Origin of the sequence: Microbacterium sp., assembly GCF_052102115.1 — a bacterium.
Classification (GTDB): domain Bacteria; phylum Actinomycetota; class Actinomycetes; order Actinomycetales; family Microbacteriaceae; genus Microbacterium.
Genome location: NZ_JBQDVP010000021.1, coordinates 12,820 through 34,579 on the forward strand (window position 1 = coordinate 12,820; position 21,760 = coordinate 34,579).

14 protein-coding genes are annotated in these 21,760 nt (G+C 67.1%); 8 read left to right on the forward strand and 6 right to left on the reverse strand.

What is annotated here, in order from left to right:
• The first annotated feature begins 32 nt into the window (after positions 1 to 32).
• Positions 33 to 1,760 carry a DEAD/DEAH box helicase gene (locus tag ACTICP_RS08495; protein WP_441891359.1) on the forward strand — a complete coding sequence of 576 codons (1,728 nt, stop codon included), beginning with the start codon at positions 33 to 35 and terminating at the stop codon, positions 1,758 to 1,760.
• 55 nt (positions 1,761 to 1,815) lie between these two features.
• Here the strand turns inward: ACTICP_RS08495 and ACTICP_RS08500 are convergent, their stop codons facing one another.
• A complete protein-coding gene (locus tag ACTICP_RS08500; protein ID WP_441891361.1) occupies positions 1,816 to 2,847 on the reverse strand; it encodes an ROK family protein in 1,032 nt (343 codons plus the stop codon).
• A gap of 373 nt (positions 2,848 to 3,220) precedes the next feature.
• On the opposite strand from ACTICP_RS08500, the gene ACTICP_RS08505 reads away from it, so the two are divergent.
• From ACTICP_RS08505 to ACTICP_RS08520, 4 genes are all read left to right on the forward strand, one after another.
• Positions 3,221 to 4,129, forward strand: a complete 909-nt coding sequence (locus tag ACTICP_RS08505; RefSeq protein ID WP_441891363.1) for an NAD-dependent epimerase/dehydratase family protein — start codon at positions 3,221 to 3,223, stop codon at positions 4,127 to 4,129.
• Between the two features lie 95 nt (positions 4,130 to 4,224).
• The gene (locus ACTICP_RS08510) at positions 4,225 to 5,205 is read left to right on the forward strand and encodes a dihydrodipicolinate synthase family protein (protein ID WP_441891365.1); all 981 of its coding nucleotides are present in this window, start codon (positions 4,225 to 4,227) and stop codon (positions 5,203 to 5,205) included.
• Positions 5,202 to 6,182, forward strand: coding sequence for a hypothetical protein (locus ACTICP_RS08515; protein WP_441891367.1), 981 nt, complete (start codon positions 5,202 to 5,204; stop codon positions 6,180 to 6,182). Before ACTICP_RS08510 ends, ACTICP_RS08515 begins: the two co-directional genes overlap by 4 nt.
• Positions 6,175 to 7,407, forward strand: a complete 1,233-nt coding sequence (locus ACTICP_RS08520; RefSeq protein WP_441891369.1) for an Nramp family divalent metal transporter — start codon at positions 6,175 to 6,177, stop codon at positions 7,405 to 7,407. The genes ACTICP_RS08515 and ACTICP_RS08520 overlap by 8 nt, the downstream gene beginning before the upstream one ends.
• 150 nt (positions 7,408 to 7,557) lie before the next feature.
• Here the strand turns inward: ACTICP_RS08520 and ligA are convergent, their stop codons facing one another.
• The 3 genes from ligA to ACTICP_RS08535 all read right to left on the reverse strand — a co-directional run bounded on the left by ligA (position 7,558) and on the right by ACTICP_RS08535 (position 12,350).
• Positions 7,558 to 9,870, reverse strand: a complete 2,313-nt coding sequence (gene ligA / locus ACTICP_RS08525) for an NAD-dependent DNA ligase LigA (protein WP_441891371.1) — start codon at positions 9,868 to 9,870, stop codon at positions 7,558 to 7,560.
• 197 nt (positions 9,871 to 10,067) lie between these two features.
• Positions 10,068 to 11,165: a tRNA 2-thiouridine(34) synthase MnmA gene (mnmA, locus tag ACTICP_RS08530; RefSeq protein ID WP_441891373.1), complete on the reverse strand. Its 1,098-nt coding sequence runs from the start codon at positions 11,163 to 11,165 to the stop codon at positions 10,068 to 10,070.
• Positions 11,166 to 11,174: 9 nt separating this feature from the next.
• Entirely contained in the window at positions 11,175 to 12,350 is a 1,176-nt protein-coding gene (locus ACTICP_RS08535; RefSeq protein WP_441891374.1) for a cysteine desulfurase family protein, read from the reverse strand.
• A gap of 40 nt (positions 12,351 to 12,390) precedes the next feature.
• Between ACTICP_RS08535 and glgX the strand changes: the two genes are divergently transcribed.
• Genes glgX through glgB form a run of 3 tightly spaced genes read left to right on the forward strand, consistent with a single transcriptional unit; the run spans position 12,391 to position 18,770 of the window.
• The gene (gene glgX, locus ACTICP_RS08540) at positions 12,391 to 14,454 is read left to right on the forward strand and encodes a glycogen debranching protein GlgX (protein WP_441891376.1); all 2,064 of its coding nucleotides are present in this window, start codon (positions 12,391 to 12,393) and stop codon (positions 14,452 to 14,454) included.
• Positions 14,455 to 14,514: 60 nt separating this feature from the next.
• On the forward strand, positions 14,515 to 16,584 hold the full coding sequence (locus tag ACTICP_RS08545) for a maltotransferase domain-containing protein (protein WP_441891378.1): 2,070 nt from the start codon (positions 14,515 to 14,517) through the stop codon (positions 16,582 to 16,584).
• A complete protein-coding gene (gene glgB, locus ACTICP_RS08550; RefSeq protein WP_441891380.1) occupies positions 16,581 to 18,770 on the forward strand; it encodes a 1,4-alpha-glucan branching protein GlgB in 2,190 nt (729 codons plus the stop codon). The genes ACTICP_RS08545 and glgB overlap by 4 nt, the downstream gene beginning before the upstream one ends.
• On the opposite strand, the gene ACTICP_RS08555 is transcribed toward glgB, so the two are convergent.
• Together ACTICP_RS08555 and ACTICP_RS08560 are read right to left on the reverse strand one after the other, a co-directional pair.
• Positions 18,767 to 19,720: a tetratricopeptide repeat protein gene (locus ACTICP_RS08555; RefSeq protein WP_441891382.1), complete on the reverse strand. Its 954-nt coding sequence runs from the start codon at positions 19,718 to 19,720 to the stop codon at positions 18,767 to 18,769. The genes glgB and ACTICP_RS08555 overlap by 4 nt on opposite strands.
• Positions 19,717 to 21,651 (reverse strand): glycosyl transferase, encoded by a 1,935-nt coding sequence (locus ACTICP_RS08560; protein WP_441891384.1) that lies wholly within the window; start codon positions 21,649 to 21,651, stop codon positions 19,717 to 19,719. The genes ACTICP_RS08555 and ACTICP_RS08560 overlap by 4 nt, the downstream gene beginning before the upstream one ends.
• Between the last annotated feature and the right edge of the window lie 109 nt (positions 21,652 to 21,760).

The following is a 21,760-nucleotide window of genomic DNA, read 5'->3' on the forward strand; positions in this document are numbered from 1 at the left end:
ACCTTTGGGTAGTGACCCCTGAAGATGCACCTGTGAACGAGCCCGCTGACGAGTCCCCCGCAACACCCGGATTCGAGGAGCTCGGCATCACCGGGCCCGTCCTGAAGGCGATCCGCGACCTCGGCTATGAGACGCCATCGCCGATCCAGGCCGCGACCATCCCGACCCTGCTCGGCGGACGCGACGTCGTCGGCATGGCCCAGACCGGAACCGGCAAAACCGCCGCGTTCGCACTGCCCGTGCTCGAGCGCCTCGATGTCTCGCAGAAGACCCCCCAGGCGCTCGTCCTCGCCCCCACCCGCGAGCTCGCGCTCCAGGTGTGCGAGGCGTTCGAGTCGTACGCGACGAAGATGAAGGGCGTGCACGTGCTGCCCGTCTACGGCGGGCAGGGCTACGGCGTGCAGCTCTCCGCACTGCGCCGCGGCGTGCACGTCGTCGTCGGCACGCCAGGGCGCATCATGGACCACCTCGCCAAGGGCACCCTCGACCTCTCCGAGCTGAAGTACCTCGTGCTCGACGAGGCAGACGAGATGCTGAAGATGGGCTTCGCCGAAGACGTCGAACAGATCCTCGCCCAGACGCCTGAAGAGAAGCAGGTCGCACTGTTCTCGGCCACTATGCCGGCGCAGATCCGCCGGCTCGCGCAGAAGTACCTGCGCGATGCCGAAGAGATCACCGTCAAGTCGAAGACGGCGTCGAGCACGAACATCACCCAGCGCTACCTCGTCGTGTCGTACCAGCAGAAGGTCGATGCGCTCACCCGCATTCTCGAGGTCGAGAACTTCGACGGCATGATCGTCTTCGTCCGCACCAAGAACGAGACCGAGACGCTGGCCGAGAAGCTGCGTGCCCGCGGATACTCCGCCGCCGCCATCAACGGCGACGTGCCGCAGGTGCAGCGCGAGCGCAGCGTCAACCAGCTCAAGGAGGGCAAGCTCGACATCCTCGTCGCCACCGATGTCGCAGCCCGTGGTCTGGATGTCGAGCGCATCAGCCATGTCGTCAACTACGACATCCCCACCGACACCGAGTCGTACGTGCACCGCATCGGCCGCACGGGCCGCGCCGGACGCACCGGCGACGCGATCAGCTTCATCACCCCGCGCGAGCGGTACCTGCTCAAGAGCATCGAGAAGGCGACCAGGCAGGCGCCGACGCAGATGCAGCTGCCGACCACGGAAGATGTGAACACCACCCGCCTCACCCGCTTCGACGACGGCATCACCGCGGCCCTCGCCGAAACCGCCCGCATCGAAGCGTTCCGGGACATCGTCGCGCACTACGTACGCAATCACGACGTGCCAGAGGCGGATGTCGCCGCGGCTCTCGCCGTCGTCGCACAGGGTGCAACGCCGCTGCTGCTCGACCCCGAGAACGACCCGCTGACTGCCGCCGTGCAGCGCGATAACCGCCCGGCCCGCGACAATCGCGATCGCCCTGCACGTGAGCCGCGCGAGCGGCGCGGCCGCGGCGATTACGCTCCGTATCGAATCGAGATCGGTCGCCGCCACCGCGTGGAGCCGCGCCAGATCGTCGGCGCGCTCGCGAACGAAGGCGGGCTCGGCCGCGATGACTTTGGCGCGATCACCATCAAGCCGGACTTCTCGATCGTCGAGCTGCCGGCGAACATGGATGCCTCGGTGTTGGACAAATTGAAGGACACGCGCATCTCGGGTCAGCTGATCCAGATCAAGGCTGACCGCGGAGCCCCGAACCGGCGCAACGACAAGCCCTTCCGCAAACCCCGCCACAAGGGCTGAGCCCGCTTCGCTCCCTTCGCGCGCCCCGCGGGGAGGGCAGGGGCAGTCGAACGGGTCACGCCATGGAGTCGTGCTCAATCCACGGTGTGATTGGCGGCACTCCCATCTGCTCCAGTCCGTAGATATCGGACGAGTTCTTGCGGAAAGCGAGGACAAGAGCTCCGTGCGCTGCCGCTTCGTCACCGAGCCTCGCCCTGACGACAGGGATCTCGCTTGTGAGCCGCAAGTGTCGCGCGACCGCTTCCCTCAGCGGGGTGACGAACTCGTCGTGCGCCTGTGACAGCCCGCCACCGATGACGACCTTCGCAGGATCGATTGCCATCATGAGGATGGCCAGCGCCCGTGCGAGACGGTCGATGAAGCCCAAGATCTCGTTGCGAGCTGCGATTTCGCCGTCGCGCCCGCGAGCGAAGACCTCGGCAGCGGTGTTGCCATTCGTCCATGTGATCTCCCCGGCCCCGGTCTGCAGCTCTGGCATGACAAGACGCCCGATGTCCCCTGCGATCTCGTGTGCCCCGCGGCGCGCACGGCCGTCGAGTATCAGGCCCATCGCCACGCGATTACCTACCGATAGGTAGAGCACGTCCGAGACGAGCTGCGCGGCACCGAGATGATGCTCTGCGACAGCAGCAAGGCGCACGCCGTTGTCGACAGCAACGGGCGCGCCGAGCGTGCCCTCAAGATGCCTACCAATGTCCGCGCCCGACCACTCTGGAATCACGACGGAGTTGAGTACAACGCCGGCATCGTTGACAATCCCGGGCAAGGACAGGCCCAGGGCTCGCAATCTTGCCATCGGGATACCCGCAGTGCGAAGTGCGCTCCGCACTTCTTCGGCGACTGCCGCAAGCTTCGAAGCGCCGTCCGGATACGCACTCACACCCGTCGCGATCCGATGAGCCAGGACCTCACCGCCCAGGTTGGAGATCACCACCCGAATGCTTGCGTTGCCGACATCGACGCCAGCAACACAGCCGCGACCGGCATCGAACGCGTAAGACCTTGAGGGTCTGCCCACGCCAGCACCGGCCGTGGTGGTGCAACTGAGGATGCCGGAGTCGGTCAGCGTCGCAATCGCGTTCTCCACCGAGGTACGCGATACCTGGAGAGTTCGCGCTAGACCGTTCACTGTTGCCGGTTCCGCGTCACGGAGCCGAGTAACGATGCGCGCCGCGATGGACGATGTCTGTTGCATGCCGGCCTCCTCTAGTAAACGCACTCTACTGGGAGAACCGCATCGACGGTGACGAGCATGATTCTGGCGTCTCTTCAGGAATGATTGCATATTTTCACATCGTGGTGTTTAATTTCGGCTACAACGCAGTGGAGGATCACCGATGACACCTGGACCCGCTTCCGAAGCAGAACTCGAGACACGATTGGACACGCCTAGTCCGGCCCTCATCGCCGATCTCGCCGCAGGCCGCGGTGATATCGCGATCCTTGGCGCAGGCGGGAAAATGGGCCCCACACTCGCCGTCCTCGCCCGCATCGCGCTTGATGCCGCAGGACGCGAGAGCGACACCGTTTACGCCGTCTCCCGATTCGGAGACGCCGATCTCAGAAGCCGCCTGACCGAGTCCCGTGTCGAGGTGGTTCCGTTCGATCTCGTCGCGGCAGACGAGCTGACTTCGCTGCCTGACGCGGACAACGTCGTCTTCATGGTCGGCGCGAAGTTCGGTGCCGCGTCGAGCCCGTCGTGGGCTTGGGCCGTCAACGCCGCGCTCCCCGACCGCGTAGCCCGTCGTTATCCGCACAGCGCGATCTCGGCGCTCTCCACGGGCAACGTCTATCCGTTCGTCTCACCCGCCACGGGTGGCTGTACCGAAGATGTCGTTCCGTCACCCCTCGGTGAGTACGCGCAGTCCTGCCTCGGACGCGAGCGCGTCTTCGAGTTCGCCGCCCAGGAACGCGACACCCCGGTCTCACTCGTAAGGCTGAACTACGCAGTCGACCTCCGCTATGGGGTTCTGGCAGATATCGGCACCGCCGTGTTTGCCGATGTGCCTGTCTCCGTGAGCACCGCGAGTGTGAACGTCGTGTGGCAGGGGTACGCGAATGAGGTCGTGCTGCGCACCCTGACCCGCGCGACGCCAGACGTATTCACGGTCAATCTCACCGGTCCCGAGACGCTCAGCGTCGAAGCCGTCGCACGACGGTTCGGCGACTTATTCGGCCGGAACGTCGAGATCGCCGACGAGCCGCAGCCGACTGCCCTGCTCAGTGATTCGCGTCGGTGCATGGCGACCTTCGGATATCCGGAGGTCGCCGCTGACACATTGATCGAGTGGCAGGCGAACTGGATCCGGGAAGGACTCCCCCTAAACGCCAAGCCGACAAAGTGGGCCGTACGGGACGGCAAGTTCTGATGGCGAGCATCCCACGACTTCGAACCGCTGCGGCCCGGACGCTTGCGCGAGGTTGCGTCATCCCCGCGCAGCCCCTCGCGCTCACGGCAGCGCGAGTGCTCGACACTAGACGACAGCGCGCACTCACGCGTTACTACCTCGATGCGGGTGCTGGTGGTCTCGCCGTCGGCGTGCACACGACCCAGTTCGAGATCCGCGATCCCGAGCATGCATTGTTGGAGCCAGTGCTCTCACTCGCGGCAGACGAGGTCCGTGCACGGGGGGACGACGGTCTCGTGCTGATCGCGGGCGTCGCGGGCGAGACGGAACAGGCGGTCGCGGAGGCGGAACTCGCCCGCTCGCTCGGATATGACGCCGTGCTCGTGAGCCCCCGAGTTCCGGGCGCGACGGAGCAGACTCTGCTCGAGCGGGCTCGAGCCGTGGGCGAGGTGCTCCCGCTCGTGGGCTTCTACCTGCAGACAGCGATCGGTGGGCCGACACTCACCCGCGATTTCTGGCGGGAGTTCGCATCGATCCCCTCCGTCGTCGCAGTGAAGGCTGCTCCCTTCGACCGCTACCGCACTTTGGAGCTCGTGCGGGGAATCGCCGAATCAGGGCGTTCCGATGAGATCGCGCTATACACCGGGAATGACGATGCCATCGTGGCGGATCTGCTCTCAGAGTTCCATGTCGAATCACCAGATGGCGTGCGGACGCTTCGATTCGTCGGAGGACTTCTCGGACAATGGGCAGTCGGTACGCGCGCGGCTGTGCGTTTACTCGAGCGAGCGCACCGTGCAGCGGCCGGGGATCTCCAGGCTCTACATGAGCTCGCCAGGCAGAGCGTCGACGTCACCGATCTAAATCAGGCCGTGTTCGACCCCGGCCACGATTTCGCCGGTGTCATCGCCGGTGTACACGAACTCCTCCGCCAGCAGGGTCTGCTCGAGGGGATCTGGTGTCTGAATCCGGATGAGGGTCTCTCCCCCGGCCAGGCCGAGGAGATCGCACGAGTTCGCCACACTTACCCAGGGCTGAACGATGACGATTTCGTCGCGCAGAATCTCGACCGATGGCTCCGCGAGGATCCGACGTGAACCCGCTTCGCATCGCGTTCGCGGGACTGGCCCATTCGCATCCGTTCACAGATGCCGCGAACTTGTCCGCGTTGCGGGAACGCGGGGAGAGCATCACTTTCGTCGGCGCGTACGACTCCGATGCGTCCAAGGTCGCCGAGTTCGCTCGACGATTCGAGATTCCTTTGGTCTCCTCGTTGGGTGATCTCGCAGCACGGGCACCCGACCTCGTCATCGCGACGCCGCCGCCGCAGGAGATCACTCACACTGCCGAATTCCTACTCCGTGACACCGAGGCACGGCTCTTCTTCAATAAGGTCATCGCGGCGACCGACGAGCAGCTCGCCCAGTGGACACAGGCGATCAGCGGAGCACCTGATCGGGTCGGGACATCCTCGGTGCTGCGGTTCGCCCCTGCGATCGAGGCGATCGCCGAGCGCGTCCGAGGCGCGGAGGTGCAGGCGGTGAGCGTGCTCGCGCAGCACGACATTAACATGTTCCTGGCTCCGGATCGAGCATGGCAGGACGACCCGGCTCAGGGCGGCGGCACGCTCGTGACGGTCGGCACGCACGCCTGGGAGATGATCGACGCCGTGTTCCCGGGAGCTGTCGCTAACGACGATGTCTCGGGCTGGACGCACCGCTCCCCCCACTCGCGCTCCTCCTCGGAGGAGGTTGCGGCGATGACCGGCACGCTCGTGCTGCCGGACGAGTCTCTCATCCGGTACAGCATCTTCATCGGCGGGTCCCCCGGGCCCGAGGTCTTCTCGTTAAATGTCTTTACGCCCCCCGAATTGCTCCGGGCAGAGGTCAAGCATCCGGATCCCTCCCATTCAGTCGGATATGCCGAGCTCGCGCGAACTCTGCTCTCCCGCACTTCTGAAAACCTCACGACGGCACCGTGGAACTCGGCACAGAGCGTGGTCCGCAATACCGTCCGCACAGCACAGGCGCTGCGCGGAATCCCTCACACAGGAAAGAGTCTGCGTCATGTCTAGTTCGACTTCCTCCCCATCGACCGCGACCGCTCCGGCGAAGAGGCGATTCTTCTCGTCGATCGGGCCGGCCTTCATCACTGCCGCTCTCGTGTTCGGACCGGGGTCCATAGCGACCGCCAGCTCAATGGGCGCGTCGTTCGGCTATGAATTGCTCTGGGTGCCGGTGATCGCCACGATCTTGATGCTGTGCTTCGTGAACATCGGTGTTCGTATCGGCCTGACGACGGACAAGAGCGCCCTCGGGACGATCGCGCATCGCCTCACCGGCATCGTCGCGATCATCGTGGGAGTCGGTTCGTTTCTGGTGGTCACTTCGTTCCAAGCGGGCAACTCCGCGGGAACGGGTGCCGCCGGTCAACTTCTGTTCGGAGGGGATCCGCGCATCTTCGCGATCATCTTCACCGTCATCGGTTTGATCTTCGTGTGGATTCCGAAGTTCTACCCGGCGTTGGAGAAGGTCATGATCGTGATCATCCTCGTCATGCTCGTGGCGATGCTCACGACCGCCGTCGTGAGCAAGCCGGACATGGGCGCGGTGTTCACAGGTTTGGTGCCGCGCATTCCCGAGGGTTCGATTCCACTCATCGTCGGCCTTGCCGCTACGACATTCTCCGTAGTCGGCGCGCTGTACCAGATCCAGCTCATTCGTGAGAAGGGGTGGACCCCCTCAGATTTCAAGATCGCCCGGAGAGACGCTGTCATCGGCACGCTCATTCTCGGCGCACTTTCTGCTGTCATCATGATCGCTGCCGCGGCGACGCTGAATCCCGCCGGCATAGCGGTGAGCTCGCCCGCAGCCCTGGCCCAGATCCTCGAGCCGATCGGTCCGTGGGCTGTCATCCTCTTCGCGATCGGGCTGTGGTGCGCCGCATTCTCCTCGATGATCGGAAACTCGACGATCGGCGGCACGATGCTCGCCGGAGTCTTCAAGGCCGATGGAGGAGGACTCTCTTCCCTTCCCGTGAAGATCTGCATCTCGCTCGTGATCATCCTCGGCGGCATCATCGCGATCGTGTTCGGTGGGGTGCCGATCCAGCTCATCATCACCGCACAGGCCGTGACGATCCTCGCGGTGCCCCTCATCGGCGTCGTGATGGTTCTGCTCGCTCGACACCGAGACCGCGGCACACTGCGGATCGGCATCCCGCAGTTGGTCCTGGCGCTTATCGGCCTGGCGTTCCTGGTTTTCCTCGCAGTGAACTACCTGGCCAATTTCATCGGGTGACGGGACCCTGGCGGTCTGCGGCTGACTTCTGGCGCAGGATGCGGGGTCGGTCCCCTGTCGCCGTAACCCCGCGAGAATTGGTATGCCGCATGAGAACCGCCCCGCCGGGCTGATTCTCATGCAGCAAACTGATTCTCACGGGAGGTCGACTCAGTCGAGCGCGTCGGGGCCCTCGGTGACGAGGACGTGGAACTGGGCGGCGTCCAGAATACGGATGCCGAGTTCCTCGGCCTTTCCGAGCTTGGAGCCCGCTCCCGGCCCGGCCGCGACAAAGTCGGTCTTCTTGGAGACGCTGGATGCCGCCTTGCCGCCGGCCTGGATGATCGCTTCCTGGGCCCCATCGCGCGTGTAGCCCTCGAGCGAACCGGTCGCGACGACGGTGAGCCCCTCGAGCACTCCGCCCTCGGCGACTCCTGCGCCGGGGCCGGGATGCCCGGGCGTGGCCCACTGCACACCAGCATCCGTCCACTGTTCGACGATGTCGACGTGCCAGTCGACATCGAACCAGTCGAGCAGCGAATCGGCGATGATGCCGCCGACCCCCTCGACCGCGGCGAGTTCTTCGCGAGAGGCGGCGCGGATCGCGTCCAAGGAGCCGAACCACTGCGCCAGCGCCCGCGCGGCGACCGGGCCGACGTGGCGGATGTTCAGCGCGACCAGCAGGCGCCAGAGCTCCTTGGTCTTCGCCTTCTCGAGTTCGGCGAGCAGCTTGACCGCCTGAGATGACGGCTGCGGTCCTTCGAGCCCCTGCTTCTTCTCTGCTGCCGTCGGGTTCCGACGAAACGGCGAACGGGTCTTCACGACGCCGTCGTCTTCTTTGGGGAGCCCGGTTTCGGCGTCCCTGACGACGACCGAGATCGGCACCAGGTCCTCAAGCGCCAGGGTGAACAGACCGGCCTCGGTGTCCAGAGGAGCAACGGCCGGTGCCTCTGCCTGAGTGAGCGCCGCAGCGGTCACCTCGCCGAGGACTTCGATATCGAGCGCGCCGCGCGACCCGATGTGCTCGACCCGCCCGCGCACCTGTGCCGGGCACGACCGTGCGTTCGGGCAGCGCAGATCGATGTCACCCTCTTTCATCGGGCGCAGCGGTGTGCCGCACTCCGGGCAGTTCTCGGGCATGACGAACTCGCGTTCGGAGCCGTCCCTGCGATCGACGACCGGCCCCAGCACCTCGGGGATGACATCGCCGGCCTTGCGCAACACGACGGTGTCGCCGATCAGTACGCCCTTGGCCTTGACGACGTCTTTGTTGTGCAGCGTTGCCTGACGCACCACCGATCCCGCGACGTGCGCCGGCGCCATCACCGCGAACGGCGTCGCCCGCCCGGTCCGGCCGACAGACACCACAATGTCGAGCAGGGTGGTCTGCACCTCTTCCGGCGGATACTTGTACGCGATGGCCCAGCGCGGGGCGCGGCTGGTCTGTCCGAGCTCATCGTGCAGCGCCAGTTCATCGACCTTGATGACGATGCCGTCGAGCTCGTGCTCGATGTCGTGCCGATGCTCGCCGAAATGGGCGACGAAGTCTGTGACCTCGTCGATCGAATGGCACACCTTCGTGTGCGGGCTCGTCGGCAGCCCCCACGTCGACAGCAGGTCGTACACCTCGCTCTGTGCGGCGACCGGTGGATTCGGCCAGGCACCGACGCCGTGCACGTACAGCGACAGCGATTCGATGCGCAGCAGCCCAGCCTCGAGCTCGAGACCGTCCTTCTTGTCGATCTGCTGGCGCAGGCCACCACTGGCAGCGTTGCGCGGATTCGCGAAGGCCGGGAACCGACGGGCGGCAGCGGTGCGTGCTTTCTCGTCCTCGAACGGACGCTTGGCCCCGTTTCGCGCCTCCCACCGGGCGCGTGCGTCGGCGTAGACGCGTTCCCGGAACTCCGCCTGCGCGGCGTTGAGCCGCTCGAATGCCGCGACGGGGATGAACACCTCACCACGCACCTCGACGATCTCCGGGTGCCCCTCGCCGCTGAGCCGCTCGGGGATATCGGCCAGGCGCAGCGCGTTCTCCGTCACGATCTCACCGACACGGCCGTCGCCCCGGGTCGCGGCGGAGGTCAGCATGCCGTTCTCGTACCGCAGGTTGATCGCCAGCCCGTCGATCTTCAGCTCGGTCAGCCAGGCGACATCGCGCCCGGTCGCCGCGCGCGTCTTCACCGCCCACTCGCGCAGTTCGTCGACGGAGAACACGTTGTCGAGGCTCAGCATCCGCTCGGCGTGCTCGATCGTCGCAAGCCCCGTCGCCTGCGCGGCGCCGACCATCTGCGTCGGAGAATCCTGCCCCTGGAGCTCGGGATAGAGTCGCTCGAGCTCTTCGAGCCGGTGCATCCACCCGTCGTAGGTAGCATCGTCGACCAGCGAGGTGTCACGCCCGTAGTACGCATCCTTCGCTTCGAGGATGCGGGTGGTCAGATCCTCGGACTCGGTACGAGCGTCTTCCAGTGAGATGTTCTCCGGCACCCTGCCAGTCTAGAAGCGGGGACGGACATTGTCGGGGGCGAGGTTGCGGCTTCGTCTGCGGCGCTGCGCGCCTCCGCTCAACCCGTTTCGTCTCGCTGCGCTCGCTCAACGACCCGCAGGAAAAGCGCTCGCTCAACGACCCGCAGGAGCTGCGCTCGCTCAACGACCCGCAGGGGAAGCGCGCGTCGCGACAGGGCTCAGGCGCCGACGGGGACGGCGGAGACGGTCTTGTCGATCGTGAACTGCCCGAGCACGCGCGTGCCGACGTAGAGCACGGCGGTCTGACCGGGCGCCACGCCATCCAGGGCGACGTCCGGGACGACCCGCACCCCGGCATCCGAGAGGAACGCATGAGCGGGCACCGGCTCCGAATGCGCACGGATCTGCACCTCGCAGTCGAACGACGTCTCCTCGGGCGCAGCGCCTGCCCAGGAGTGCCGCTCCCCCGAGATCTCACCGATGGCCAGCGCCTCCTTGGGCCCGACCACGACCGTGTTCGACACCGGGCGTACCTCGAGCACGAATCGCGGCTTGCCGTCGGATGCCGGTACACCGAGCTTCAGACCACGACGCTGCCCCACGGTGAAGGCGTGCGCCCCCTCGTGCGACCCGATGACCTCGCCGCTGCGGTCCACGACGTCGCCAGCAGCTGCGCCGACCTTCTCAGCCAGCCAGCCGCGGGTATCGCCGTCCGGGATGAAGCAGATGTCGTGACTGTCCGGCTTCTGCGCGACGCTGAGGCCGCGCTCAGCCGCCTCTGCGCGCACGAGCGCCTTCGACGGCGTCTGCCCCAGCGGAAAGTACGTGTGCGCCAGCTGCTCAGCGGTCAGCACGCCGAGCACGTACGACTGGTCCTTGGCGTTGTCGGATGCGCGGTGCAGTTCGAGCCCGCCCGTGCCGTCCTCGAGCGTGGCGTAGTGGCCGGTGCACACGGCGTCGAAGCCGAGTTCGATCGCCCGCTCAAGCAGCGCTGCGAACTTGATCTTCTCGTTGCAGCGCATGCACGGGTTCGGGGTGCGCCCCGCCTGATACTCGCTGATGAAATCGTCGATCACGTCATCGCGGAAGCGTTCGGAGAAGTCCCACACGTAGAACGGGATGCCGAGCAGGTCGGCGGCGCGCCGAGCATCCAAGGCGTCCTCGATGGTGCAGCAGCCGCGGCTGCCGGTGCGCAGCGTTCCGCCCGCCCGTGAGAGGGCGAGGTGCACACCCGTGACGTCGTGCCCCGCTTCGACGGCACGCGCGGCCGCGACCGCGGAATCGACGCCGCCACTCATCGCCGCTAGAACTCGCATGGGTCAAGTCTACGAGCGCGGGGCTGTATGCGCCCCGGATGCTCGGACATAGGCATCCGCGATCGCGCCGAGCACGGCATCCACATCGGCATCCGTCGACGTTCGCCCCAGCGTGAACCGCAGCACGCTGCGGGCGTCCTGTTCGCTGCCGCCCATCGCCGTCACCACGTGCGAGGGCTCCGCGACGCCGGCCTGGCAGGCAGATCCGGTGGATGCTGCGACGCCGGCGACATCGAGGAGGAACAGCAGGCTCTCCCCCACGGCACCAGGGAACAGGAAGTGCGCATTGCCGGGCAGCCGGTCCACCGGATCGCCCAGCAGTCGGGCGGCGGGAACCGCCGAGCGGATGCCGTCGATGAGCCGATCGCGCAGCCCTGCCAGGCGCGCATTCTCGCTCTCCCGCTCGACCTCTGCGGCCTCGAGTGCGGCGGCGAACGCCGCAGCCCCCGGCACGTCCTGCGTGCCCGCCCGCAGTCCGCGCTGCTGAGCTCCGCCGTGCAGCAGCGGGGCCATCTTCGCCGTACGGGCGACGACGAGCGCTCCCACACCAACCGGGGCGCCGATCTTGTGCCCCGCGAGGCTCATGGCGACCAGGCCGGCTCCGGCCGCAGCATCCCCCCGCAGCTCGCGGAACGACAGCGGCACATGCCCGAGAGCGGCCACGGCATCCAGATGCAGCGGCACTCCGGCGCGAGCAGCGGCCGCAGCCAGCGCACCGGGATCGTTCAGGGTCCCCACCTCGTTGTTCGCCACCAGCGCGGTCGCCAGCGCCGCCCCTGCCAGAGAATCGGCGAAGGTCTCCGGTGCAATGCGCCCGGTCTGTGTGAGGGGCACTGCCCGCACCGCGGCTCCGTCCGAGGCGAGCGCCGCGACCGTATCCATGGTCGCGTGATGTTCGCCATCCGGCAGCACGACGGCATCGCTGCCCGCCGGGCGCAGCGCCCACAGCCCGTGCAGAGCCGCATTGATGGATTCGGTGCCGCCGGAGGTGAGTACGATCTCGATCGGATCGCTCCCGAGCACGGCGGCCATGCGCTCGCGCGAATCCTCGAGCAGGCGCCGCGCATCCTGACCCGCGCCATGCGTCGACGACGCGTTGCCGACGAGCTCGGAGGCCGCAAGCCACGCCTCGCGCGCCTCGGGGCGCAGCGGAGTCGTCGCCGCATGGTCGAGGTAGTACCGCATCCTTCAACTCTCCCCTACTTCTCGCCTCTACGCTGTACACATGCCCCATTTCACTCCGCCCGGAGGTGCTGCCCTCGACGATCTCGGCGTACGACTGCACGACGGTGCGGCAACGCTGCGCGTCTGGTCTCAGAACGCATCCTCCGTCGAGCTGGTGACCTTCGACGAGACGGATCTGGACTGGGTGACCGAGGAGGTGCCGCTCGAGCGCAAGCCCGGTGGCGTGTGGGAGGTGACCACGCCGCTGCTGCAGCCGGGCACCCGCTACGCCCTGCGCGTCGGCGGACCGCACGGTCCCGGCAACACTTTCAATCCGGAGACGCTGCTGCTCGACCCCTACGCCCGCGGTCTCGCGCAGGGCGACGGGTATGAGGAATGGCGCTCGGTGGTCATCGAAGACGGATTCGACTGGGGCGGGGTCGCCAAGCCCCGGGTGCCGCTGGAACAGACCGTCGTCTACGAGACGCATCTGAAGGGCGCCACCAAACGCCATCCCGATGTCCCGCCCGCGCTGCATGGCGCTTACGCCGGGCTCGCGCATCCCGCGATGATCGAGCATTTCCATCGCATCGGCGTCACCTCGATCGAGCTGTTGCCCGTGCATGCCTTCGTCTCCGAGCCGCGCCTGCTCGAGCGCGGACTGACGAACTACTGGGGATACAACACCCTCAACTTCTTCACCCCGCACACCGCTTACGCCACCGAGGAGTCGCGCAAACAGGGGCCCGAAGCGGTGCTCGCCGAGTTCAAGGGCATGGTGAAGCTGCTGCACGAGGCGGGCCTCGAGGTCATCCTCGACGTCGTCTACAACCACACCTCCGAGGAGGGCATCGGCGGCCCCCGGTCGAGCCTGCGCGGCATCGACAACGCCAGCTATTACCGACAGCAGCCCGACGGTGCGTACATCGATACCACCGGCGTGGGCAATACGCTCAACACCGCGATGGATGCCGGTGCGCGACTCGTTCTAGATTCGCTCCGGTACTGGGCGCAGGAGATGCAGATCGACGGCTTCCGTTTCGATCTCGCCGCCGCTCTGGGGCGGGATGCCGCGCACACGTTCTCCCGCGAGCATCCGCTGCTCCTGGCCATCCGCAACGATCCGGCGCTGAAGGACGTCAAACTCATCGCCGAACCCTGGGACGTCGGCATGGGCGGCTGGCAGACCGGCAGCTTCCCAGACGGCTGGCACGAATGGAACGATCGCTACCGTGACCGCGTCCGCAATTTCTGGCTGAGCGACATCGACTACGCACGGCGCGCATCGGCTCCGGTCGGCATCGGCGGCTTCGCCACCCGCCTCGCCGGCTCGTCGAACACGTTCAGCAAGGAGCGCGGACCGCTCGCCAGCGTCAACTTCGTCACCGCGCACGACGGTTTCACCCTCCATGACCTGGTGACATACGACGTCAAGCACAACGAAGCCAACGGCGAGGACAATCGCGACGGTGCCGACACGAATCGGTCCTTCAACCACGGCGTCGAGGGGCCGACCGGCGATCCGGCGGTCATGGCGGCGCGACGCAAGGCCATGCGCAACCTGCTCGGAACACTGCTGCTCTCGGCGGGCATTCCGATGCTCACCGCCGGAGACGAGTCCGGCCGGTCGCAGGGCGGGAACAACAACGCCTACGCCCAGGACTCCGCCCTCACCTGGCTCAGTTGGGAGCGAGAACCGTGGCAGGAGGATCTGCTCGAACATGTGGCCGCGCTCACGCGACTGCGCCGTGAGAACGCAGCTTTGCGCCCCAGCCGCTACGCGCGCCGCGACGTGCACACCCCGAACGCCTCGGTCATGGAGTGGTACAACCAGGACGGCGAGATGATGGCGGACGCGCAGTGGACCGACCCCGGCAGTCGCACGCTGCAGTACGTCGCGGCCTCCACGCCTGTGGACGAGCCGATCAACCGCATCCTGCTGACCGTGCACGGCGTCGAGGCGCCCGCTGACATCACCCTTCCCACATCGATCGAGGGGGCGACGACGTTCATCTCGGTGTGGTCGAGCGCCGACGAGCAGCCTGCGCTGGAGCACGTCGAGTTCGCGCCCGGTGACGTCGTGCCGACCCCCGGAACGTCCATGCGCCTGTTCCAGGTGCGATAAGTCCGCCGCACACGCCGCACACAGGTTCACCGCGGCACCGGGGCGCGGTAGATTCAGGGTGTGGTAGCTCGTTCCGGCATTCGCTCCGCGGCCCTTCGCAGTCCCGCGCAGATTCCCGTGCGGCCCCGACCCGGGACGCCGTCCGCCGGTACCCTGACCGGACGCATCCCGCTCGCGGACCCGCGGCCCGTCGCGCCCGGCGGATTCCCGGCCAAGGCCTTCGCCAGCGAGGTCGTCCCGTTCAGCGTCGTGGCGTTCCGCGAGGGGCACGACCGCATCGGCGTGCATGTGCGTCTCACCGCCCCCGACGGCACGAAGACGCTGCACCGCCTTGCTCCGCTCGGCGACGGCAGCGACCGGTGGCTGGCGGACATCGCGCTGGACGCGCAGGGCGACTGGCGATACCGGTTCGAAGCGTTCGCCGACGACTTCGCGACCTGGGCACATGCCGCCTCCGTCAAGATCGCCGCGGGAGTCGACGTCGCAGTGATGGCCGCGCTCGGCCGTGACCTGTTCGCTCGGGCCGCCTCCGACGCACGGCGACCCGCGGCGGAGCGCGCGATGCTGACCCGCACGGCCGCGCTGCTGGATAGCGCGGATGCTGCCACGGCACTCTCCGTGGCTGTGGATCCGGATCTCGCGGCGATATTCGCTGCGAGGCCGCTGATGTCGTTGTCGGCAGAGACCGCGAAACAGACCATCGTGGTGGAGCGCACCCGCGCCGGTATCGGCGCCTGGTACGAGTTCTTCCCCCGGTCCGAGGGCGCGACGCGCAAGAAAGACGGCACGATCACGAGCGGCACGTTCCGCACTGCCGCCCAAAGTCTCGATCGGGTCGCGGCCATGGGTTTCGACGTGCTGTATCTGCCGCCGATCCATCCCATCGGACGCACGCACCGCAAGGGTCCGAACAACACCCTCGTCGCGGGGCCCGGCGACCCGGGTTCTCCCTGGGCCATCGGTGCTGCCGAGGGCGGCCATGACGCGGTGCACCCCGACCTCGGCACCCTGGCCGACTTCCGCTCCTTCGTCCGCAAGGCGCGCAGCGCCGGCGTCGAAGTCGCGCTCGACCTCGCGCTGCAGGCGTCACCGGATCACCCCTGGGTGGCCGCGCACCCCGAATGGTTCACGACGCTGCCGGACGGCACCATCGCCTACGCCGAGAACCCGCCGAAGAAGTACCAGGACATCTATCCGCTGAACTTCGACGACGACCCGGTGGGTCTGCGCGACGAGGTGCTGCGCGTCGTGAGGCACTGGATCGCACAGGGGGTGAAGATCTTCCGGGTCGACAATCCGCATACGAAGCCCCTCCAGTTCTGGGAATGGCTGATAGCACAGGTCACCGCCACCGACCCCGATGCGATCTTCCTCGCGGAGGCTTTCACCCGGCCTGCTCCCCTGCGCGGGCTTGCCGCGGCCGGATTCCAGCAGAGCTACACCTACTTCACCTGGCGCAACACCAAGCGCGAGCTCGAGACCTTCCTGACGGGACTCGCCACCGAGACCGCCGACTACCTGCGTCCGAACCTGTTCGTCAACACTCCGGACATCCTCACCGAGTATCTGCAGTTCGGCGGCCGCGCCGCCTACAAGGTGCGTGCGGCGATCGCGGCCACCGCGGCTCCTGTCTACGGCGTGTACGCGGGGTACGAGCTGTTCGAGAACATCGCACGACCGGGATCGGAGGAGAACATCGATAACGAGAAGTACGAGTACAAGCTGCGCGATTTCGCTGCCGCCGAGAGCTCCGGCGCCTCGCTCGCTCCGTACCTGCGTCACCTCAACGAGATCCGCCGCGCACATCCCGCCTTGCGCCAACTGCGCAACCTCCGGGTGCACTGGAGCGACGACGACGGCATCCTGGTGTATTCGAAGCACCTGGACGGGCGATTCACGGAGAACGGCGAGCCGGACACGATCCTCGTGGTCGCCAACGTCGACCCGCATTCGGTGCGCGAGACGACGGTTCACCTCGATACCCGCATCTGGGGCGTCGAACCGGGCGAGACCTTCGAAGTCGTCGACCTCGTCACCGGGGTCGGCTGGACGTGGTCGGATCACAACTACGTGCGGCTGGACGCCTTCGATGAACCGGTGCACATCCTCCACGTCAGGGGGCGATCGTGAGCACCGGAGAGAACGGGCCGGGCGGGGCAGCGTGGGCGGCGGTCGCCGCCGGAACACACCACGCGCCCCATGATGTACTCGGCCCCCACCCGGAACAGGATGCCGCGGGCCGCACCTCCACGACCATCAGGGCACGCCGTCCGCTCGCCGACAGCGTCGTCGCGATCCTGAAGAACGGCACCCGCGTTCCCCTCGAACATGCCTCCGACGGCATATGGGAGGGTTCGCATCTGGGAGCCCCCGTGCCGTATCGGATCGCGACGGTGTACGACGGCGGTGCCGAACAGGTCTCCGGCGATCCGTACCGGCATCTGCCGACCATCGGCGAGTTCGACCTGCATCTCATCGGCGAGGGGCGGCACGAGCGTCTCTGGGAGGCCCTGGGCGCCAACGCCCATCTCATCGACGGGGATGTCGGGATCGCCTTCGCCGTCTGGGCGCCCAACGCGCAGGCGGTGCGCATCGTGGGCGGTCACAACGACTGGAGCGGTGAAGCCCACAGCATGAGATCGATGGGATCGAGCGGTGTGTGGGAGCTGTTCATCCCCGGCGTCGCCCCCGGTACGGTCTACAAGTACGAGATCCTCACCCCGCACGGCTCGTGGGTGCACAAGGCCGACCCCATGGCGCAGCGCACTCAGGTGCCGCCGCAGACGGCGTCGATCGTCCCCTTCTCGGCGTACAGCTGGAAGGACGGCGCCTGGATGACCCGACGGGCAGCCACCCACGCTGTCGCCCAGCCGATGAGCGTCTACGAAGTGCACCTCGGTTCGTGGCGCGGCGGCCTCGGATACCGCGACATCGCCGATCCGCTCATCGCGCATGTCACCGAGACCGGGTTCACGCACGTGGAGTTCATGCCGCTCGCCGAGCACCCGTTCGGAGGCTCGTGGGGCTATCAGGTGACCGGCTACTACGCTCCCACCGCCCGGTTCGGCACCCCCGACGACCTGCGCTACCTCATCGACCGGCTGCACCAGGCCGGCATCGGCGTGATCCTCGACTGGGTGCCCGGTCACTTCCCCAAAGACGAGTTCGCCCTGGCCCGCTTCGACGGACGCCCCCTGTACGAGCATCCTGATCCGCGTCGTGGCGAGCATCAGGACTGGGGCACGCTCATCTTCGACTACGGGCGCCCGGAGGTGCGCGGGTTCCTCGTCGCGAACGCGCTCTACTGGTTCGAGGAGTTCCACATCGACGGGCTGCGCGTCGATGCCGTCGCGTCGATGCTGTATCTGGACTATTCCCGGCGCGACGGCGAGTGGGAGCCCAACGTGCACGGCGGGCGCGAGAATCTCGAGGCGATCCGTTTCCTGCAGGAGGTCAACGCCACCGCCTACCGAAACCACCCCGGCATCGTCATGATCGCCGAGGAATCCACGAGCTTCCCCGGCGTCACCGCGCGCACCGATCAGGCCGGGCTCGGGTTCGGGTTCAAGTGGAACATGGGGTGGATGAACGACTCGCTGCAGTACATCGCCCGCGACCCGCTGCACCGCTCGCACCACGAGGGCGAGATGACGTTCTCCTTCGTCTACGCGTTCGGCGAGAACTACCTGCTGCCGATCAGTCACGACGAGGTCGTGCACGGCAAGGGCAGCCTGGTCTCGAAGATGCCGGGCGACCACGCGCACAAGCTCGCGAACGTGCGCGCGTACCTCGCGTATATGTGGGGCCACCCTGGCAAGAACCTGCTCTTCATGGGCCAGGAGTTCGGACAGATCGCCGAGTGGTCAGAGAGTCGCCCGCTGGACTGGTGGCTGCTGGATCAACCGTCGCACGCGCAGCTGCAGCGTTTCGTCGGCGCCATGAACAGCGTCTACCGCGGCACCGCGCCGCTGTGGGAGCGGGACGGCGATAACACGCGGTTCCGCCGTCTCGGCGCGCCGAGCTGGGACCCGAACGTGATCGCCTTCGAACGCCGCGACCTGCACGGCGGTCGCGTCGCAGTCATCAGCAACTTCGCTGGCGTGGAACGCGCCGGCCTTGAACTCGACCTGCCCGCTGACGGCGTCTGGGAGGAGATCCTCAACACCGACGCGATCGAGTACGGCGGAGCGGGCATCGGCAATTACGGCCGCGTGGCGGCACACGTCTCCGGAGACCACGGCATCCCGCGCACGAAGATAACCGTGCCCCCGTTGTCGACGCTGTGGCTGCGGCACCGCTCGGGCGCGAAGGACTAGAACAGCAGCGAAGACAGTCGGTTGCGCGCCGCCGTCACCCGCGGATCATCCGCGCCGATGAGGCCGAACAGCTCGACGAGGCGTTCGCGCACCGGCGCGCGCTCTGCGGACGGTAGGACCGCGAACAGGTCGAGCAGACGGCCGAACGCGTCATCGACGTGGCCGCCGGAGATGTCCAGATCGGCGACGGCGAACTGGGCCTGAACGTCCTGCGGGTTCGCAGCGGCCGCGGCACGTGCTTCCTGCAGGTCGAGCCCCTGCACGCGGTCGAGCAGGCGCACCTGGCCGAGCCCGGCGCGGGCGTCCTCGTCACGCGGATTCTCCGCGAGCGCCTTCTCATAGGCGGCGATCGCCGTGGCGTAGTCGCCCTTCTCGATCGCGGCGTACGCTTCGGCGTGCAGCGGGGGCAGAGGCGCCTCTTGCGGCTCCTCGGCGTCCGCACCGTCAGCATCCTCGGCGGGCTGCTGCTCGCCGCCAACGCTGCCGGTCACGCCGTTCTGAGCGGCGACCTGGAGCAGTTGGTCGAACACCTGGCGCACCTGCTCCTCGGGGACGGCCCCGGTGAACATCGGTACCGGCTGTCCGCCGATGAGCGCCACGACCATCGGGATCGACTGCGCACGGAAGCTCTGCGCCAGCTGCGGGTTCGCGTCGACATCGACCTTTGCCAGAACGACCCGGCCCGCGAGTTCGGTGACGACCTTCTCGAGGATAGGGCTCAGCTGCTTGCACGGGCCGCACCACTCCGCCCAGAGGTCGACGACCACGGGAACGGTCTTGGACAGCTCGAGAATCTGCCCGAAGGTCGCATCCGTGACGTCGACGACGAAACCACCGACCTCCGGAGAGCTCGCAGGCTGCTGCGCGCCATCCGCCGGGGCCGTGGGGCGATTGCGCAGCGAGGAGAGATCGACGGCCCCGCGCAGAGCCGCTGGAGAGATATCGGTCATTTGATCACTTTCACGTCGAGGAGGTCCTGGTGCACGGCGAGCAGTCGGATCTGCTCGGTCGAGCCCTGGGCGGGTACGGAGAAGAACAGTTGAAGACCGTAGGTGGTGTCGACGCCCTTCGACGCCTCCTCCACACCCGTGAGGGTCTTCGCGTCGAGGTTATCCCCGAATCGGATCACCGCGTCGCTCGAGGTCGGGGTGATCTTCTCGCTGTCGCTCATCGAGACCGCCACGATCGCGCCGCTGTCGAGGGTGGCCATCGCCACTGGCGGCTCATCGCTCGGCACCATGTCGAACGTGGCCTCGGAGGTCTCGGCCGCACCGTTGTCGACCAGCGCCTGAGTGACCGTGTCCCTACTCGCCTGAATCGACTCCGCGAGTTCGATGGTCACCGGATCGAAGGCATCGTAGTACTCGCTGTCCTCACCGCTGTCGACGACATCGGCGAATGCCGGAGCGATCTCATCGGGCGCGAGCGAGAGGAACGCAGCCGCGTTCTCGGTGATCATGCTCGTGCCCAGCCACGCCGGCGCGAGTTCGGGAATTTCGGTCGATGCCTGCATCTCGGCGATATCGGTCACCTTGTAGTTCGACCACGGGTCGGCCTGGGTCATGGTGAGGATGACCGGCGGCACGGTTTCGTCGGACTTGCTCTTGCTGAGCGTCAGCACGGTGCGCGGCCAGGTATCCGTGGCCTGCGGCAACAGCACCTCTACCTGCTCGGTCGGGATGGTGACGGGCAGCGGCCGGTCGTCGATGCTGGCGCGCAGCTCGTAGTCGGTGGAGCGGGCGTCGAGCGCCAGGCCCTCGAGACGGGTTCCGGCGAGGTCCAGGTCCATCTCCTCATCGGCTTTCTCCAGCGTCGAGGAGATCTCCTGGAGGATGCGCGAGGCCTGCGACTCCGTCACCGCTGGCGGCTTCTGGTTCTCGGGGGTGATGACGGTCTGCGTGGGCGTCGGCGTCGGGGATGCCTCGTCGAACTGCGGCCACGAATCGCTCGAGCATCCGGCGAAGAGGAGCCCGGCGATGCCGAGCGCGGGCAGCGCCAGTAGACGCCGTCGGCGGTCGAGTGCCCGGCGCTCGGTCTTCTCGGACTTCTCCGGCGCAGAGTCCGCGGGCTCCGGGTCTGAGGACTTCGGGTTACCAGGCTTCGCCTCGAGTTCCTCGCGCGCGTCGCCGGATTCGACGGAGAGGCCGATCGGTTCCGTTGCCGGCAGCGCACCAGGGCCCTTGCGGCGCGGTCCGCGGCCACGTCGTTGGTGGCGGATCGCCAGCACGTACATCACCAGACCGAACAGCAGCACGGCCCCGCCGGCAGTGATCAGCGGTCCCACCCACGGTGTCGACGTATTCAGCGGCCAGGAGACGACCATGTCGGCGGGTGCGGGCTCGGTGCCGTCCTTGGCGATGAGCACGCTCATGCCCTCGGGAAGCTGCATGTCTGTGATGAGTTGGTCCTGCTCAGTGAACGAGTCGAGCCACAGGTCAGAACCCGCCGGGTTCCGGCCGGGCTCGTCTGCGGCCTCCTCATCGGCGGCGTCGCCCTCGGCAGCGGGATCCTCGCTGGGCGTCGGTTCGGGGGTGCCGGACTCGGACTCGCTGTCAGCGCTCGGCTCGACGAGCGCGCTCTCCGGTGAGCCGTCGTCGCCCAGGGTGATGGCGTTGTAGGTGGCATCGGAGAGCCAAGCCTCCATGTCGGCCGTGCGGCCGTAGGCGGCGAAGATGTCGCCCTCGTCGCGGATGAGCAGGGTCTGCTGCCCGGGGTTCTCGCGCAGCACCGCTCCGTCGACGAGGACGTAGGATGCCGGCTCCTCGACGCTCAGCTCCACCTGCTGGGACGACGGCCCTGTGAAGATGGTTCGCTGAGCGATGCCCGCTCCGATGAGAAGCGTGGCCAGGACGAAGGCCACGACGGCCCATACGAAACGCACGAAAAGACTCCTTACGTGACCCGGACGCTCGCCCGGGTCCCCGCTCGACGTTTCAGACTATCGAAACAGACTGAGTGTTGACTACGAGGGGGGTACGGATACCCGGCAC

Coding starts and splice junctions, on each gene's coding strand:
- ACTICP_RS08505 (WP_441891363.1), top strand. CDS start 3,221: ATGGGCCCCACACTCGCCGTCCTCGCCCGCATCGCGCTTGATGCCGCA.
- ACTICP_RS08520 (WP_441891369.1), top strand. CDS start 6,175: ATGTCTAGTTCGACTTCCTCCCCATCGACCGCGACCGCTCCGGCGAAG.
- mnmA (WP_441891373.1), bottom strand. CDS start 11,165: ATGCGAGTTCTAGCGGCGATGAGTGGCGGCGTCGATTCCGCGGTCGCG.
- ACTICP_RS08535 (WP_441891374.1), bottom strand. CDS start 12,350: ATGCGGTACTACCTCGACCATGCGGCGACGACTCCGCTGCGCCCCGAG.
- glgX (WP_441891376.1), top strand. CDS start 12,391: ATGCCCCATTTCACTCCGCCCGGAGGTGCTGCCCTCGACGATCTCGGC.
- ACTICP_RS08555 (WP_441891382.1), bottom strand. CDS start 19,720: ATGACCGATATCTCTCCAGCGGCTCTGCGCGGGGCCGTCGATCTCTCC.